The 16,078-nt window shown below is 65.6% G+C and carries 15 protein-coding genes, 1 tRNA gene and 1 pseudogene; 9 read left to right on the plus strand and 8 right to left on the minus strand.

Annotation, left to right across the window (positions count from 1 at the left end):
- Positions 1 to 74: 74 nt before the first annotated feature.
- Positions 75 to 356, minus strand: coding sequence for a hypothetical protein (locus LPA45_RS15175; protein ID WP_116318213.1), 282 nt, complete (start codon positions 354 to 356; stop codon positions 75 to 77).
- On the opposite strand from LPA45_RS15175, the gene ispB reads away from it, so the two are divergent.
- The 8 genes from ispB (at position 355) to LPA45_RS15215 (ending at position 7,636) form a co-directional block, all read left to right on the plus strand.
- A complete protein-coding gene (gene ispB / locus LPA45_RS15180) occupies positions 355 to 1,284 on the plus strand; it encodes an octaprenyl diphosphate synthase (protein WP_367394623.1) in 930 nt (309 codons plus the stop codon). The genes LPA45_RS15175 and ispB overlap by 2 nt on opposite strands.
- 92 nt (positions 1,285 to 1,376) lie before the next feature.
- Positions 1,377 to 1,453: transfer RNA gene (locus LPA45_RS15185), tRNA-Pro, on the plus strand.
- A gap of 240 nt (positions 1,454 to 1,693) precedes the next feature.
- Positions 1,694 to 3,472 carry an ATPase, T2SS/T4P/T4SS family gene (locus tag LPA45_RS15190; protein ID WP_367394624.1) on the plus strand — a complete coding sequence of 593 codons (1,779 nt, stop codon included), beginning with the start codon at positions 1,694 to 1,696 and terminating at the stop codon, positions 3,470 to 3,472.
- A gap of 91 nt (positions 3,473 to 3,563) precedes the next feature.
- A complete protein-coding gene (locus tag LPA45_RS15195) occupies positions 3,564 to 4,835 on the plus strand; it encodes a type II secretion system F family protein (RefSeq protein ID WP_367394625.1) in 1,272 nt (423 codons plus the stop codon).
- 3 nt (positions 4,836 to 4,838) lie between these two features.
- Positions 4,839 to 5,741 (plus strand): A24 family peptidase, encoded by a 903-nt coding sequence (locus tag LPA45_RS15200; protein WP_367394626.1) that lies wholly within the window; start codon positions 4,839 to 4,841, stop codon positions 5,739 to 5,741.
- A 51-nt stretch (positions 5,742 to 5,792) separates the two neighbouring features.
- Entirely contained in the window at positions 5,793 to 6,431 is a 639-nt protein-coding gene (coaE, locus tag LPA45_RS15205; RefSeq protein ID WP_367394627.1) for a dephospho-CoA kinase, read from the plus strand.
- Positions 6,432 to 6,668: 237 nt separating this feature from the next.
- Complete coding sequence (zapD, locus tag LPA45_RS15210; protein ID WP_116318219.1) at positions 6,669 to 7,427, plus strand: cell division protein ZapD; 759 nt, start codon at positions 6,669 to 6,671, stop codon at positions 7,425 to 7,427.
- A 17-nt stretch (positions 7,428 to 7,444) separates the two neighbouring features.
- Positions 7,445 to 7,636: a DNA gyrase inhibitor YacG gene (locus tag LPA45_RS15215; RefSeq protein WP_116318220.1), complete on the plus strand. Its 192-nt coding sequence runs from the start codon at positions 7,445 to 7,447 to the stop codon at positions 7,634 to 7,636.
- 129 nt (positions 7,637 to 7,765) lie between these two features.
- Here LPA45_RS15215 and LPA45_RS15220 read toward each other — a convergent pair.
- The 5 genes and pseudogenes from LPA45_RS15220 to secA all read right to left on the minus strand — a co-directional run.
- Positions 7,766 to 7,960: pseudogene (locus LPA45_RS15220) on the minus strand (hypothetical protein); the annotation flags it as partial.
- 19 nt (positions 7,961 to 7,979) lie between these two features.
- Positions 7,980 to 8,417, minus strand: coding sequence for an NUDIX domain-containing protein (locus LPA45_RS15225; RefSeq protein ID WP_116318221.1), 438 nt, complete (start codon positions 8,415 to 8,417; stop codon positions 7,980 to 7,982).
- Positions 8,414 to 9,319, minus strand: coding sequence for an ATP-binding protein (locus LPA45_RS15230; protein ID WP_116318222.1), 906 nt, complete (start codon positions 9,317 to 9,319; stop codon positions 8,414 to 8,416). The genes LPA45_RS15225 and LPA45_RS15230 overlap by 4 nt, the downstream gene beginning before the upstream one ends.
- Before the next feature lie 60 nt (positions 9,320 to 9,379).
- Positions 9,380 to 10,618: a bifunctional glutamate N-acetyltransferase/amino-acid acetyltransferase ArgJ gene (gene argJ / locus LPA45_RS15235; protein WP_367394628.1), complete on the minus strand. Its 1,239-nt coding sequence runs from the start codon at positions 10,616 to 10,618 to the stop codon at positions 9,380 to 9,382.
- 141 nt (positions 10,619 to 10,759) lie between these two features.
- Complete coding sequence (secA, locus tag LPA45_RS15240; protein WP_116318224.1) at positions 10,760 to 13,537, minus strand: preprotein translocase subunit SecA; 2,778 nt, start codon at positions 13,535 to 13,537, stop codon at positions 10,760 to 10,762.
- 282 nt (positions 13,538 to 13,819) lie between these two features.
- On the opposite strand from secA, the gene LPA45_RS15245 reads away from it, so the two are divergent.
- Positions 13,820 to 14,323, plus strand: coding sequence for a DciA family protein (locus tag LPA45_RS15245; RefSeq protein ID WP_367394629.1), 504 nt, complete (start codon positions 13,820 to 13,822; stop codon positions 14,321 to 14,323).
- A gap of 82 nt (positions 14,324 to 14,405) precedes the next feature.
- Here the strand turns inward: LPA45_RS15245 and lpxC are convergent, their stop codons facing one another.
- Together lpxC and LPA45_RS15255 are read right to left on the minus strand one after the other, a co-directional pair.
- Positions 14,406 to 15,323 (minus strand): UDP-3-O-acyl-N-acetylglucosamine deacetylase, encoded by a 918-nt coding sequence (gene lpxC / locus LPA45_RS15250; RefSeq protein WP_116318226.1) that lies wholly within the window; start codon positions 15,321 to 15,323, stop codon positions 14,406 to 14,408.
- Between the two features lie 154 nt (positions 15,324 to 15,477).
- Positions 15,478 to 15,984, minus strand: a complete 507-nt coding sequence (locus LPA45_RS15255; RefSeq protein WP_116318227.1) for a peroxiredoxin — start codon at positions 15,982 to 15,984, stop codon at positions 15,478 to 15,480.
- Positions 15,985 to 16,078 lie beyond the last annotated feature (94 nt).

A 16,078-nucleotide genomic window follows, 5' to 3' on the forward strand; every position in this document is an offset into this window, starting at 1 on the left:
TCAGGGAAAACCGCAAAGAAAACAGGCACATAGCCTGTGAGCGGCGCCACCGGCACAATCCGGCTGTCGCTGCGTCAGGTGAGATCGGCGAGGAGGAATCCCGCCAGTGCGGCAAACGCCACCCACCACGCGGTGCGGCGCAGCTGACGACGGGATACGGGCTTGTCCATGTCCGCATTATAGTGACGCCGGTCGCCGACGGGCTGCGCGCATACCCTGAGCCGCCGCCCGGCAAGAATGCGGGGCATGCGTAGAACGCCGCGTGCATCGCATATAATCGTCCGGTTTTGCGTAACGGTGATCATCTTGTCCCAGCCTTCCGCCACTGCCTTGCTTGCCCCGGTCGCTGCAGACATGCGCGCGGTTGATGCTGTCATCCGCCAGCGGCTGTCTTCAGAAGTCCCCCTGATCGAACAGATCGGTGAATACATCATCGGTGCCGGCGGCAAGCGCCTGCGCCCGGTGATCCTGCTGCTGACGGCGCGCGCGCTGGGCTATGACGGCAACCGGCACCACGAGCTGGCCGCCGTCGTGGAGTTCATCCACACCGCCACGCTGCTGCACGACGACGTCGTCGATGAATCCGAGCTGCGCCGCGGCCGCGACACCGCCAACGCGGTGTTCGGCAATGCCGCCAGCGTGCTGGTCGGCGACTTCCTCTACTCGCGCGCGTTCCAGATGATGGTCGATGCCGGCAGCATGCGCATCATGGAAATCCTGTCCAACGCGACCAACGTGATCGCCGAGGGCGAGGTGCTTCAGCTGCTGAACATGCACGACCCCGAGGTCACCGTCGAGCGCTACCTGCAGGTGATCCGCTACAAGACCGCCAAGCTGTTCGAGGCCGCCGCCCAGTTGGGCGCGGTGCTGGCCGGCGCCGACGCACAGATGGAAGAAGCCGCCGCCGAATACGGCCGCCGCATCGGCACCGCCTTCCAGCTGATCGACGACATGCTGGACTACACCGCCAGCGCGGAGCAGATGGGCAAGAACGCCGGCGACGACCTGCGCGAAGGCAAACCCACGCTGCCGCTGCTGCACCTGCTGGAGCACGGCACCGCGGAGCAGCGCCAGCTGGCGCGCGACGCCATCGTGCAGGGCGGCACCGAGCACTTCGACGCGGTCTTCGCGGCGATCCACGCCAGCGGCGCGCTCGAGGTCACCTTCGAGGCCGCGCGCCAGGAAGCGGAAGCCGCCGAGCGGGCCGCACAGCAGTTCCCGGATTCCTCACTGAAGGAAACGCTGATCCAGCTCTGCGCGTTCTCGCTGCAACGGCAGTCTTAAGGGATTCTCCGCCCCTCTTCCATTTCAGCAAAAACGCTGTTATAGTTATCTTCTTTGCTGCTGACGCCCAGCGCCGGTAGGCAAAAACAAATCGGGGTGTAGCTTAGCCTGGTAGAGCGCTACGTTCGGGACGTAGAGGCCGGAGGTTCGAATCCTCTCACCCCGACCAGATTTAAAAAGCCGAATCAACGAAAGTTGATTCGGCTTTTTATCTTTCAGATCAGCAATTCCTCACGGCTATCCTGCCCCCGCGCAAGTAGGGTTGCGCCCGTGTCGCGCAAACGCCAACACGTCCCGCCGTCGCCTTTACAAAAAGTGACCCCAGCGGCAAACTGGCCCGATCCCAAGACGTGGAACCGTCTCGTCCATCCCTGGCGGGCGGCCACTGCCCAACCACTGCGCACCTGTCATGACACTCGGTCTTGCCCTGACCCAGAGCCGGCGTATCGCGCCCGCCCTGCTTGCTCAGCTGGAGCAGGCCGCCCGTGAAAAGCAGTCCCAGTTGATCGACGAGATCGTCGGTAGCGGCACCATGAGCGCGCACGACCTCGCGCTGTTCGCGGCGGACAAATACCAGCTGCCGCTGCTGGACCTGAACCAGTACAACCTGACCAAGGTGCCGCCGGGCTTGGCGGGCAACCGGGAATTCCATGCGCACCGCCTGCTGCCGCTGGGCCGGCGCGAGAACCGGCTGGTGCTGGCAATGTCCGATCCGTCCAACCAGGCCGGGCTGGACGCGATCAAGGAAAAGTACAAGCTGCCGGTCGAAGCGGTGGTGGTCGAGCACGACAAGCTGATGAAGCACGTGCGCTCCGCCGGCGAGGCGCTGGGCACACTGAAGAACATCTCGCCGGTGCAGACCGAGCGCAAGATGATCGAGTACGACCCGGTGGCGGCCGCCAGCGCGCAGCGCAACCGCACTGCCGCCGATGCCATCGATGACGCCCCCGTGGTGCGCTTCCTGCAGAAGCTGCTGACCGAAGCCTTCCACCGCGGCGCGTCCGACCTGCATTTCGAGCCGTTCGAGACCTTCTACCGGATCCGCTTCCGCGTGGACGGCGTGCTGCAGGAGGTGGCAAGGCCGCCGCTGGATATCCGCGACAAGATCGCCACGCGCATCAAGGTGCTGTCCCGGCTGGATATTTCTGAAAAGCGCGTGCCGCAGGACGGGCGCATGAAGCTGCTGATCGCGCTGCCGAAGGACAACAAGGACAACAAGGACAACAAGGACAGCAAGGACGCGAAGGATCCCAAGGACAAGGACGTCAAGGAAACGGTCGAGAAGGCCGTCGATTTCCGCGTCTCGACGCTGCCGACGCTGTTCGGCGAGAAGATCGTGATGCGGATCCTGGAATCGTCGAGCGACAAGCTCGACATCGACCAGCTCGGCTACGAACCGCAGCAGAAGGCGCTGCTGCTGGACGTGATCAAGCGCCCGTACGGCATGGTACTGGTGACAGGCCCCACCGGCAGCGGCAAGACGGTGTCGCTGTACACCTTCCTGAACCTGCTGAACCAGGGCGACATCAATATCTCGACCGCCGAGGATCCGGCTGAAATCCAGCTGCCCGGCATCAACCAGGTCAACGTCAACGACAAGGCCGGCCTGACCTTCGCCGCGGCGCTGCGCTCGTTCCTGCGGCAGGATCCGGACATCATCATGGTCGGCGAAATCCGTGACCTGGAAACCGCCGATATCTCGATCAAGGCCGCGCAGACCGGCCACCTGGTGCTCTCGACGCTGCACACCAACGACGCGCCCACCACGCTGACGCGGCTGATGAACATGGGCGTGGCGCCGTTCAATATCGCCTCCAGCGTGCTGATGATCACCGCGCAGCGGCTGGCGCGGCGGCTGTGCACCTGCAAGCGCCCCGGCGAGCTGCCGCGCGAGACGCTGCGGGATGCGGGCTTCCGCGAACAGGACCTGGACGGCAGCTGGCAGCCCTACCACCCGGTCGGTTGCGAGCGCTGCAACGGCAGCGGCTACAAAGGCCGCTGCGGCATTTACCAGGTCATGCCGATCACCGAGGCGATGCAGCAGATCATCCTGTCGCACGGCACCGCCCTGCAGATCGCCGAGCAGGCGCGCAAGGACGGCGTGCTATCGTTGCGCGAGGCTGGGCTGCTGAAGGTCAGGCAGGGCGTAACATCACTCGAAGAGGTGCTGGCGACCACGAATACGTAGCAAGGCAGTCCAGTCACGACGCAAAAACGACGCAAAAACAACGTAAATACAAGACGTACCAGAAACGTCATTTACACCGGGGGTCAACAACATGGCGACGCGCGCACCAGCGGCGGGCGCCCGGACGGCAACACCGTCGCGGGCGAAATCAGGTAAGGGGCGCAAGGCCCCCACCCAGTACATCTTCGAATGGGAAGGCAAGGACCGCAAAGGCAAGACCTTCACCGGCGAACTGCGCGCGGAGAACCAGGCCGAGGTCACCGCCACGCTGCGCAAGCAGGGCCTGACCATCGTCAAGCTCAAGAAGCGCAAGGCCGCGCGCGGGCGCAAGATCACCGAGAAGGACATCGCCTATTTCACCCGGCAGCTGTCGACCATGCTGAAGGCGGGGATTCCGCTGCTGCAGTCGATCGACATCATCGCGCGCGGGCACGCCAATCCCAACTTCACGCAGTTGCTCTCCGAGATCCGCTTCGATATCGAATCGGGCAGCAGCATGGCGGCGGCGTTCCGGCGGCAGCCCAAGTACTTCGACACGCTCTACTGCAACCTGATCGATGCCGGCGAACAGGGCGGTATCCTGGATGCGCTGCTGGAGCGCCTGTCGCTCTACATGGAAAAGACCATCGCGCTGAAGGGCCAGATCAAGTCGGCGATGATCTACCCGATCGCGGTGCTGACCGTGGCCTTCGCCGTCACCGTGATCCTGATGCTGTTCGTGATCCCGGCGTTCAAGGGCGTGTTCTCCAGCTTCGGCGCCAACCTGCCCGCGCCGACGCTGCTGGTAATCGCCATCTCGGACTTTTTCGTGCAGTACTGGTACCTGGTCATCGGTGCGCCGGTGGCCGGCATCACGTTCTACCTGCGGGCGCGCAAGAAGTCAGAGAAAGTGCAGCGCTGGTCCGACCGCGCACTGCTGAAGCTGCCGATTTTCGGCAGCCTGTTCCGCAAGGCGGTGATCGCGCGCTGGACGCGTACGCTGGCGACCATGTTCGCCGCCGGTACGCCGCTGGTGGAATCGATGGAGTCGGTGGCGGGCGCCGCCGGCAACTGGGTCTACTACGACGCCACGCGCGAGATCGAACAATCGGTGCGCATCGGTACCAGCCTGACCAACGCCATGCAGGCCACCCACGTGTTCGACAACATGGTGCTGCAGATGACGCAGATCGGTGAAGAGTCCGGCGCGCTCGACAACATGCTGCTGAAGGTGGCCGAATTCTACGAGCGCGAGGTCGACGACGCCGTGGCCGCCATCTCCAGCCTGATCGAGCCGATCATCATCGTGGTGCTGGGCGTGCTGATCGGCGGCATGGTGGTGGCGATGTACCTGCCGATCTTCAAGCTGGGACAGGTGGTGTAAGCGATGGCGCTGGCGTATTCCGTTTCGCCGTTTCCCGCCGGTAGCGGGCAATTGCTGCAGGCGCTGGCGGCGCTGCCGCCTGCCTTCATGGTGGCGGTGACGGCCGTGCTGGGCCTGGTGGTGGGCAGTTTCCTCAATGTGGTGATCCACCGGCTGCCGCGCATGATGGAGCGCGACGAAGCCAACTATATCGCCGAGCTGCGCGGCGACCCGCTGCCTTACCCCGCCCGCTACAACCTGATGGTGCCACGCTCGGCCTGTCCGCATTGCGGCCACGCGATCGCGCCCTGGGAAAACGTGCCGGTGCTGAGCTGGCTGGCGCTGCGCGGGCGCTGCTCGGCCTGCAAGACACGGATCAGCATGCGCTATCCGCTGGTGGAACTGGCCTGCGGCGTGCTGAGCGCGCTGGTGGCGTGGCGCTTCGGCCCTGGCGCGCAGGCGTTGGCGGCGCTGGTGCTGGTCTGGGCACTGCTGGCGCTGACCCTGATCGATGCCGACACCCAGTTGCTGCCGGACCAGATCACGCTGCCGCTGCTGTGGCTGGGACTGGTGCTGAACCTGGGCGGGTGGTTCGTGCCACTGGCCGACGCTGTCATCGGCGCCGCCGCCGGCTACCTGGTGCTGTGGACGGCGTACTGGCTGTTCCGGCTGGTGCGCGGCAAGGAAGGCATGGGTTTCGGCGATTTCAAGCTGATGGCGGCCCTTGGAGCGTGGTTCGGCTGGCAGGCACTGCCGGCGCTGGTGCTGCTGTCGTCGGTGGCCGGCGTGGCGTTCGGGCTGGCCAGCATCGCGCTGCGCCGGCAGGATCGCGACACGCCCTTCCCCTTCGGCCCCTTCATCGCGCTGGCCGGGCTGGTGGTGCTGGTGTTCGGTCCCGGCGTGCTGCCGCTGACCTTGCTGCCTTGAAGCTGGTATCGTGACGGCAACATCGACAACTGGCCTTCACGGCATCCCCACATGCTGGAAATCGGACTGACCGGCGGCATCGGCAGCGGCAAGACCCGCGTGGCCGACATGTTCGCCGCGCGCGGCGCCGCGATCGTCGACACCGACCTGCTCGCCCACCAGATCACAGCCCCGGGCGGGCGCGCCATCCCGGCGCTGGTCGAAGCCTTTGGGCCTGAATGCCTGCGCGCTGACGGCGCCATGGATCGCGACGCGATGCGCGCGCTGGTGTTCGCCGACCCGGCCGCCAAGGCGCGCCTCGAAGGCATCACCCATCCGCTGATCCGCGCGCTGACCAACGAGCATGCCCAAGCAGTCCGCGACGCCGGCGAACATCCTTACCTGATCTATGTGGTGCCGCTGCTGGTCGAGTCCGGCTCATGGCGCGAGCGCGTGGGCCGCGTGCTGGTGGTCGACTGCACCGAAGCCACCCAGGTGGCGCGAGTGATGGCGCGCAACGGCTTCAGCCGCGAACAGGTGCAGGCGATCATGGCCAGGCAGGCCACGCGGCGCGCGCGGCTGGCATGTGCCGACGACGTCATCGACAACGACGGCCCGGTGGATGCGCTGGTGGCACAGGTGGATCGGCTCGACCGCTATTACCGCGAACTGTCGGCGTCCGGACAGGTCCATCCCGAAGCTGGCGCATGATGCGCGGGCGCGGTCATTCGGCACGCGGCGAACGCGTGTCCGACATTGTCCTCGGCCCGGGTCTCGCATAGAATGCGCTGGAACATGCCGGGAAATCGCCGCATACTGCGGGCATTGGACACCGCGGATCACTCCGACACGGTCCACCCAGCCCCTTCCGGCGTTCCCCGGGCCACATTCCGCACCGGGCCTGCTCATCTCACGGGGCCCGCCCGGCGCCCTGCACGGACATAGCTCTTGATTCTGTACGAATACCCTTTCAACGAACGCATCAGGACACTCCTGCGCCTGGAGGACCTGTTCGATCGGCTGGAATACTTCCTCGGCCAGGATCATCCCCAGCAGCACCATGTCGCGCTGACTACGCTGTTCGAGATCATTGAGGTGGCCGGCCGTGCCGACCTCAAGACCGACCTGATCAAGGAACTGGAACGCCAGCGCCAGGCGCTGGCGCCGCTGCGCGCCAACCCCCAGATCGACCAGGAAGCGCTGGACAGCGTGATCGGCGAAATCGAGCAGGGCATCGCCCTGCTCAACCAGACCGTGGGCAAGGCCGGGCAGCTGCTGACCGACAACGAGTGGCTGACCAGCATCCGCAGCCGCGCCATCATTCCCGGCGGCACCTGCGAGTTCGACCTGCCGGCCTACTACGCGTGGCAGCATCGTCCCGCGGAGGAGCGCCGCGCCGATATCCTGAAGTGGGCGCGCCCGCTGGTGTCGCTGCGCATGGGCACCACCATCGTGCTGCGCCTGCTGCGCGAAGCCGGCCAGAGCGGCAAGGTGATCGCCACCGGCGGCAGCTACCAGCAGATGCTGTCGGGCCGCAGCTACCAGCTGATGCAGGTGTGGCTGGATGATTCGCTGCTGGCCTTCATCCCTGAAATGAGCGCCAACAAGTACATGCTGTGGGTGCGCTTCACCCAGCAGGATGGTGACCTACGGCCCCGTTCGGTCGACGCGGATATCCCGTTCCTGCTGAAACTCTGTAATTTCTGAAGCCTGCGTCTTAAGCCATGCCCGCTGTCGTCAAATGTCCCACCTGTGGCACCGATGTGCCTTGGGTGACCGACAACAAATTCCGCCCGTTCTGTTCCGAGCGTTGCAAGCAAATCGATCTCGGTGCCTGGGCGTCCGAAAAGTACGTGATTGGCGGCAAGCCAGGCGAGACCCCCTCGCCTGACCTGCCTGGCGATGAGGACGACTGAGCCCCGCCTCGCCGTTGTATTCAGTGCGCCGCCGCCAGCACGCGGCGGTAGAACCCCAGGCACACCAGCACGAAGACCACCAGGCCCAGCCACTGCGCCGTCGCTTCAAAACCTGCGCCCACCAACGCCAGCAACGGTGTCCACGGCAAGCACGGCGGACGTCGTGAAGATGGCCAGCGCGATGGCGGACTTGCCGCCTTCCGGCGTATCCAGCAGGCCGTCCGCGGTGCCGAGCGCCAGGATCAGCAGCGAGACCAGGATCACCGCAATGATGCCGATGCCCGAGATCGGGCTGGCCGACGAACCGACCAGTCCTGCCAGGTGCCGGCCCAGGGTCTGAGCCCTAGGCTTCCTCGCCCAGCCATTGGACCACCGGAATGGTGGCCGGCAACAGCGGCGCGACCGTCACGGGCACCGTCTGCCAGGAAAAGGCCTGGCCTTCGCGGCCGACCGGGTCACCGCGCCAGGCAGTGACCTTGCAGAAATGCAGCCGCACATAGGCGTGCGGGTAGTCGTGCTCGAGCACATGCCAGCGCTCGCACGCGGTGATATCCAGTCCCAGCTCCTCATGCAGCTCGCGGGCGAGCGCGGCTTCCACGGTCTCGCCTGGCTCGAGCTTGCCGCCGGGGAATTCCCAGTAGCCTTCGTACGGCTTGCCCGCCGGGCGCTGCGCCAGCAGGAAGCGGCCATCCGGCTGCACCAGCACGCCGACCGCGACTTCGGTGACCTTGCGCGGCGGGTTGCCGGCGGTCCCTGCAGGCTTGTCCATCGGCGCGCTCATGCCTTTTCGTTGCCCGGCACGTCAGCGATATAGGGCTGGCCATGCTTGCCGCCCCAGTCGCGCGCGAACTGCCACGCCACCCGGCCCGAGCGCGAGCCGCGCTCCAGCGCCCACACCAGCGCGTCGCCGCGCGCCGCCGCGATGTCCTCTTCCGTGCAGCCGAAGTGCCTGAGCCAGTGGCCCACGATCGCCAGGTACTCATCCTGCTTGGGCGGGTAGAACGACAGCCACAGGCCGAAGCGCTCGGACAGCGAGATCTTCTCCTCGACCACTTCACCAGGATGGATTTCGCCGTCGTCGGTGTGGCGATAGGTCTCGTTGTCCTTCATGTACTCCGGCAGCAGGTGCCGGCGGTTGGACGTGGCGTAGATCAGCACATTGTCCGACTGCGCCGCGACAGAGCCGTCCAGCGCCGACTTCAGCGACTTGTAGCCCGATTCGCCCTCCTCGAACGACAGGTCGTCGCAGAAGATGACGAAGCGCTCGGGGCGCTGCGAGACCAGTTCGACGATATCGCCGAGGTCGCCCAGGTCATCCTTGTCGACTTCCACCAACCGCAGCCCGTCCTTGACGAAGGCATTCAGGCAAGCCTTGATCAGCGACGACTTGCCGGTGCCGCGCGCTCCGGTCAGCAGCACGTTGTTGGCCGGCAGCTTGCTCACGAACTGGCGCGTATTGGCAACGATGGCGTCTTTCTGGCGCTCGATGTTCTTCAGGTCGTCCAGGTGGATCGGCGGCAGCTGGCGCACCGGCTGCAGGTAGCCGATATTGCCGAACAGGCTCTGGCGCTTGCGCCAGCGGAACGCTACCGCCTCCTGCCAGTCCGCATCGTTCAGTTGCGGCGGCAGCCATTGTTCGAGGCGGGAGAGGAAGTTGTCGAGGCGGGCGGCGAGGTCGGACATGGCGAGGGCGTGGAATGTTTCATGCGCCCTGCCCGCGGTCGCGGGCAGGAGAGTTGCAGCTCAGGAACGATAATCGGCGTTGATCGACACGTAGTCGTGCGACAGGTCGCAGGTCCACACCGTGGCTTCGGCATTGCCACGGCCCAGCGCGATGCGCACCGTGATCTCGGCCTGCTTCATCACGCGCTGGCCGTCTTCCTCGCGGTAGTCGGGGTTGCGGCCGCCGTCGCGGGCGACCCAGACATCGTCCAGCCACAGGTTGACGCGGCCGACGTCCAGGTCATTGACGCCGGCGTAGCCCACTGCGGCCAGGATACGGCCCAGGTTGGGGTCCGAGGCATAGAACGCGGTCTTGACCAGCGGCGAATGCGCGACCGCATAGGCGATCTGGCGGCATTCGGCCACGTCCTTGCCGCCTTCCACGCGGATGGTCATCAGCTTGGTCGCGCCTTCGCCGTCGCGCACGATCATCTGCGCCAGTTCCTGGGCCAGGCCCGTCACCGCGTCGCGCAGCGCTTCAAAGGCCGGGCCTTCGGCACGGTCGACCGCGGCACCGGACTTGCCCGACGCGATCAGCACGAACGAATCGTTGGTCGAGGTATCGCCATCGATGGTGATGCTGTTGAACGAGTGGTCGGCCGCGTGCGCCACCAGCCCCTGCAGCACCGGCTGCGCCACCGCGGCGTCCATGGCGATAAAGCCCAGCATGGTCGCCATGTTCGGGCGGATCATGCCGGCGCCCTTGCTGATACCCGACAGCGTCACGGTCTTGCCGTCGATCTGCACGGTGCGCGACGCGACCTTGGGCTGCGTGTCAGTGGTCATGATCGCTTCCGCCGCACCCAGCCAGTTGTCAGCCTTGGCATTGGCGATGGCGGCGGGCAGCCCGGCCAGCAGGCGGTCCATCGGCAACTGCTCGAGGATCACGCCGGTCGAGAACGGCAGCACCTGGTCGGCATCGATGCCCAGCTGCGCAGCCAGCGCATCGCAGGTGGCGCGGGCGTTGGTCAGACCCTGCTCGCCGGTACCGGCGTTGGCATTGCCGGTGTTGACCACCAGCGCGCGGATGCCCTTGCCCGGCTTGTCCACGGCAGCAAGATGCTCCCGGCAGACCTGCACCGGCGCGGCGCAGAAGCGGTTGCTGGTGAAGACGCCGGCCACGGTGCTGCCTTCGGCCACGCGCACCACCAGCACGTCCTTGCGGTTGGGCTTGCGGATGCCCGCCTCGGCCCAGCCGAGCTCCACGCCGGCGACGGATTTCAGGTTCTCTGCCTGGGGCAGCGGAAGATTGACGGGCATGTAGGACTCCTCGATGTTCCTGCTCGCGACTTGCTTGTCTCAGACGAACATGCCCGCGAAGGGCGGGCATGTTCGTTTCCTCTTGCGCCACTCCCCGTGCTGCGGAAGCGGCGTCATACCGGGTACCCGGCGCGGCTCAGCTCAGCTGAGCTTGCCGTGGCACTGCTTGAACTTCTTGCCCGAGCCGCACGGGCACGGATCGTTGCGGCCGACCTTGGGCATGCCAGCCAGCGCCAGCTCGGCGGCGGCCATCGCGGCACCGGTGCGCGGCGACGGTGCTTCCTCGACCGGCTCGCGGCCTTCGGCGAACTCGTCGTGCTTGTACTGCACGTTCTCCAGGTGCGACAGGCCTTCCTCGATCTGCTCGGAAGCCTGTTCCAGTTCTTCCGGCGACTGGATCTGCACGTTGAAGGTGACGCGGGTGACTTCGTCCTTGATCACGTCCAGCAGGCGCGCGAACAGCTCGAACGACTCGCGCTTGTACTCCTGCTTGGGATCCTTCTGCGCATAGCCGCGCAGGTGGATGCCCTGGCGCAGGTGGTCCAGCGCGGCCAGGTGCTCGCGCCAGTGCGTGTCGATGCTCTGCAGCATGACCGAACGCTCGAAGCCGGCGAACGACTCGCGGCCGACCATCGCGACCTTGCCGTCGTAGCGCTCGGTTGCCGCCTTCATGATCTGGTCGAGCAGCTCTTCATCCTCGATGCTCTGCGCGCCCTCGATGGTCTGCGCCAGCGGCACTTCCATGCCCCAGTCCTCGCGCAGGCGCGTTTCCAGGCCGGCAATGTTCCACTGCTCTTCCATGGTGTCGGCCGGCACGTGATCGCGGAACAGCTCGATCAGCACGCCCTCGCGCAGGTTGGTGACCATCTCGCCGACGTCGTTGGCCTCAAGCACGTCGTTGCGCAGCTTGTAGATTTCCTTGCGCTGGTCGTTGGCAACGTCGTCGTACTGCAGCAGCTGCTTGCGGATGTCGAAGTTGCGGCCTTCCACCTTGCGCTGCGCCGATTCGATCGAGCGCGTGACAATGCCGGCTTCGATCGGCTCGCCTTCGGGCATCTTCAGGCGCTCCATGATCGCGCGCACGCGGTCGCCGGCGAAGATGCGCAGCAGCTGGTCGTCCAGCGACAGGTAGAAGCGCGACGAACCCGGGTCGCCCTGGCGGCCGGCGCGGCCGCGCAACTGGTTGTCGATACGTCGCGACTCGTGGCGCTCGGTGCCGACGATATGCAGGCCGCCGGCAGCCTTGACCTGCTCGTGCAGCGACTGCCATTCATCCTTGAGCTGCTGGATGCGCGCGGCCTTGTCGGCGTCGGACAGGTTCGGGTCCGCGTCGATAAAGCCCGACTGCTTCTCCACGTTGCCGCCCAACACGATGTCGGTACCGCGGCCCGCCATGTTGGTGGCGATGGTGATCATCTTGGGACGACCGGCCTGCGCCACGATCTCGGCTTCACGCGCGTGCTGCTTGGCGTTAAGCACCTGGTGCGGCAACTGTTCGCGGTCGAGCAGGCCCGACAGGTATTCCGAGGTCTCGATGGAGGTAGTGCCCACCAGCACCGGCTGGCCACGCTCGTAGCAGTCGCGGATATCGCGCACCACGGCGTCGTAGCGCTCCTTGCCGGTCTTGTAGATCTGGTCCTGCTGGTCCTTGCGCTGGGCCGGGCGGTTGGTCGGGATCACCACCACTTCCAGGCCGTAGATTTCCTGGAATTCGTACGCTTCGGTGTCAGCCGTACCGGTCATGCCGGCCAGCTTGGTGTACATGCGGAAGTAATTCTGGAAGGTGATGGTCGCCAGCGTCTGGTTCTCTTGCTGGACGGTCACGCCTTCCTTGGCTTCGACGGCCTGGTGCAGGCCATCGGACCAGCGGCGGCCGGTCATCAGGCGGCCGGTGAATTCGTCGACGATCACGACTTCGTCGTTCTGCACCACGTAGTGCTGGTCACGGTGGAACAGGCTGTGCGCGCGCAGGGCGGCGTACAGGTGGTGCATCAGCGTGATGTTCTGCGGCGCGTACAGCGACTCGCCTTCACCGATCAGGCCCTGCTGCGACAGGATCTCTTCGGCCTTCTCGTGGCCGGCTTCGGTCAGGTAGACCTGGTGGCCCTTCTCGTCGACGTAGTAATCGCCCGGCTTCTCGACGCCGGTGCCGTCGGCCTTTTCCTCGCCGATCTGGCGCTCGAGCAGCTTGGGGATGCCGTTCATGCGCTGGTACAGGTCGGTCTGGTTCTCGGCTTGACCGGAGATGATCAGCGGGGTGCGAGCCTCGTCGATCAGGATCGAATCCACTTCATCGACGATGGCGTAGTTCAGCGGCCGCTGCACCCGTTGCGACGGGTCGTAGACCATGTTGTCGCGCAGGTAGTCGAAGCCGAACTCGTTGTTGGTGCCGTAGGTGATGTCGGAGTTGTACGCCGCCTGCTTCTCGTCATGCGCCATCTGCGACAGGTTCACACCCACCGACAGACCCAGGAAGTTGTACAGCCGGCCCATCCACTCGGCATCGCGCTGGGCGAGGTAGTCGTTCACCGTCACCACGTGCACGCCCTTGCCGGTGATGGCGTTCAGGTACACGGCCAGCGTCGCGGTCAGCGTCTTGCCTTCGCCGGTGCGCATTTCGGCGATCTTGTTGTCGTTCAGCACCATGCCGCCGATCAGCTGCACGTCGAAGTGGCGCATCTTCATGACGCGCTTGCTGGCCTCGCGGCACACGGCAAAGGCCTCTGGCAGCAGGGCATCAAGCGACTCGCCGCCGGCGTGGCGCTGCCGGAAGGTCTCGGTCATGCCACGCAGCTCGTCGTCCGAGAGTTGCTCGAACTTCGGCTCCAGCGCATTGATCTGCGCCACCGTGCGGCGATATTGTTTGATCAGCCGCTCATTGCGGCTGCCGAAGACTTTCTTGAGAAGGCCCGTGATCATCGATTGCTTTCACCTGCGCGGGTCCGGGCTGACGCCCCTGGTAAGCGGGCTGCACCGGCGGCCGGGCGAGGAATGGATAGATTGGCGCAAAACGCCGAGTTTATCATGTGCCGGGGTCACGGCCGGAACGCGCCGGGCCTTGCCGTGCAAGGCTGCCAATGCCAGACACAGGCCAACGCAGGCCGACCCCGGCCCTCTGCTTGCAACAGTTTGGGGCAGGAGCGCCAGCTTCAATCCGCACCCGCCCCGGGCAGCCCCGCCGCCCCTTGCTAGAATGCAGCCATGCGCCGCTTCACCCACCACGCCCTGCAGACTGCTGCCGCCAAGCCGCTCAATGACTGGCTGGCCAAGTCCGGCCCGGTTTCCGGGCTGATGCAGACCGCGCGCCAGCTGGCCGTACTGGAGGCAGAAGTGCTGGCGCTGCTCCCGCCCGGCATGCGCGCCGGCATTGCCGTGGCCGGGGTCAAGCGCGACGCCGTCGACGCGAACGGCCAGGTGCTGCTGTTGCTGGCGGCACATGGCGCGGCCGCGGCGCGGGTGCGGCAGGTAGTGCCGACGCTGCTGGGACGGCTGCAGCAGCGCGGCTCGCAGATCACCTCCATCAGGGTGCGCGTACAGCCCGAGGTGCAGCGCCATGCGGACTGGGACACCGGTCCGGTCGAGCGCAAGCGCACCTGCGGACAGATGACGCCGACCGGACTCGCCAGCCTGGACCAGCTCGCCCGTAACCTGCCCGATTCGCCGCTGCGCGACGCGCTCAAGACACTGCTCTCGCATCACCGCTGAGCGTCCGACAGCAATTCCCGGACAAACAAGAAAGCCGACCCTCGGGTCGGCTTTTCGTTGCGTGGCGGGCAGGCAGCGCAGCTCAGGCAAAGGCCGGCTGTGCCTGCGGCAGGAAGGCGGCGGGCGCTTCCTCGACGCGATCGAACGTGACCAGTTCGTAGGCCTCCTGATCCGCCAGCAGCGCGCGCAGCAGCTGGTTGTTCAGTCCATGCCCCGACTTGTGCGCCACATAGGCCCCGATCAGCGGGTGCCCGACCACATACAGGTCGCCGATGGCATCGAGGATCTTGTGGCGCACGAATTCGTCGCCGTAGCGCAGTTCCTCGTTGTTCAGCATGCGGTGCTCGTCCAGCACGATGGCATTGTCCAGGCTGCCGCCGCGCGCCAGGCCCATCTCGCGCAGCGCCTCCACCTCATGGGCAAAGCCGAAGGTGCGGGCCCGGGCGATCTCGCGCACGTAGCTGGTATCGCCAAAATCGATCGAGAAGGTCTGGCCGGTCTTGTCGACCGCCGGATGACGGAAGTCGATGGTGAACGCCAGCTTGAAGCCGAAAAACGGCTCCAGCCGCGCGAACTTGTCGCCCTCGCGCACTTCCACCGGCTTCTTGACGCGGATGAAGGTCTTCAGCGCGTTCTGCTCTTCGATGCCGGCCGATTGCAGCAGGAACACGAAGGACGCGGCGCTGCCGTCCATGATCGGGATTTCCTCTGCGTCGACATCGACATAGAGGTTGTCGATGCCCAGGCCGGCGCAGGCCGACATCAGGTGCTCGACGGTCGAAACGCGCGCGCCATCCTTCTGCAGCACCGACGCCAGGCGCGTGTCGCCGATGGCCGACGCGGCCACGGGAATCTCGACGGCCTCGGGCAGGTCGACGCGGGTAAAGACGATGCCGGTGTCGGCCGCCGCGGGACGCAGGGTCAGCGTGACCTTGCGGCCCGAGTGCAGCCCGATGCCAACCGTCTTCACCAGGGATTTGATCGTGCGCTGTTTGAGCATGACAGCCTCAACTATTATAAAAATCTATCGTGGTGCTTTTTCTGATTAAGCGATTTTACCACCGCCGGGAAAGTGGTGCAGCCGGGTTTTGTTTCCGGCTGTTAACGCCGCGCCAAGATGTTGCGAATTATCCACGTTTACCCAGGCGACTGTATCAGCCGCGCAACGCAGCCAGCACGGCCTCGGCGCTGCTGACGCGGAATTCGCCGGGCGCTTCCACATCGAGCCGGGTCACAACACCATCGTCGATCACCATGGCGTAGCGCTTGGAGCGCACACCCATGCCGCGCGCCCCCAGGTCCTGGTCCAGACCCAGCGCACGCGTCCATTCCGCGCTGCCGTCAGCCATCATGCGCACTGTGCCGGCGACCTGCTGTTCGCGGCCCCACGCGCCCATGACAAAGGCGTCGTTGACCGACACGCACCACACTTCATCGACGCCCGCGGCACGCAGGTCCGCGGCGTGCGTCACGAAGCCCGGCACATGCTTGGCCGAGCAGGTCGGCGTGAACGCGCCGGGCAGCCCGAACACCACGATCTTGCGCCCGCGCACCAGGTCGGCGACGCGGAAGGCGTTGGGGCCGAGCGCACAGCCATTGCTCTCGGTATCAAAGAATTCCTGCAGGGTGGCGTCCGGGACGCGGGAACCGACGGTAATCATGGGGCGTGGTCTTCCTGGGTTTTCTGAAGGATAGGACGGATGCGAATCGGCTGCCCTGACGATTGTTGCATCGCACAGTCAGCAGGCAATCCCA

The organism is Cupriavidus sp. Agwp_2, from assembly GCF_040784895.1.
GTDB lineage: Bacteria > Pseudomonadota > Gammaproteobacteria > Burkholderiales > Burkholderiaceae > Cupriavidus.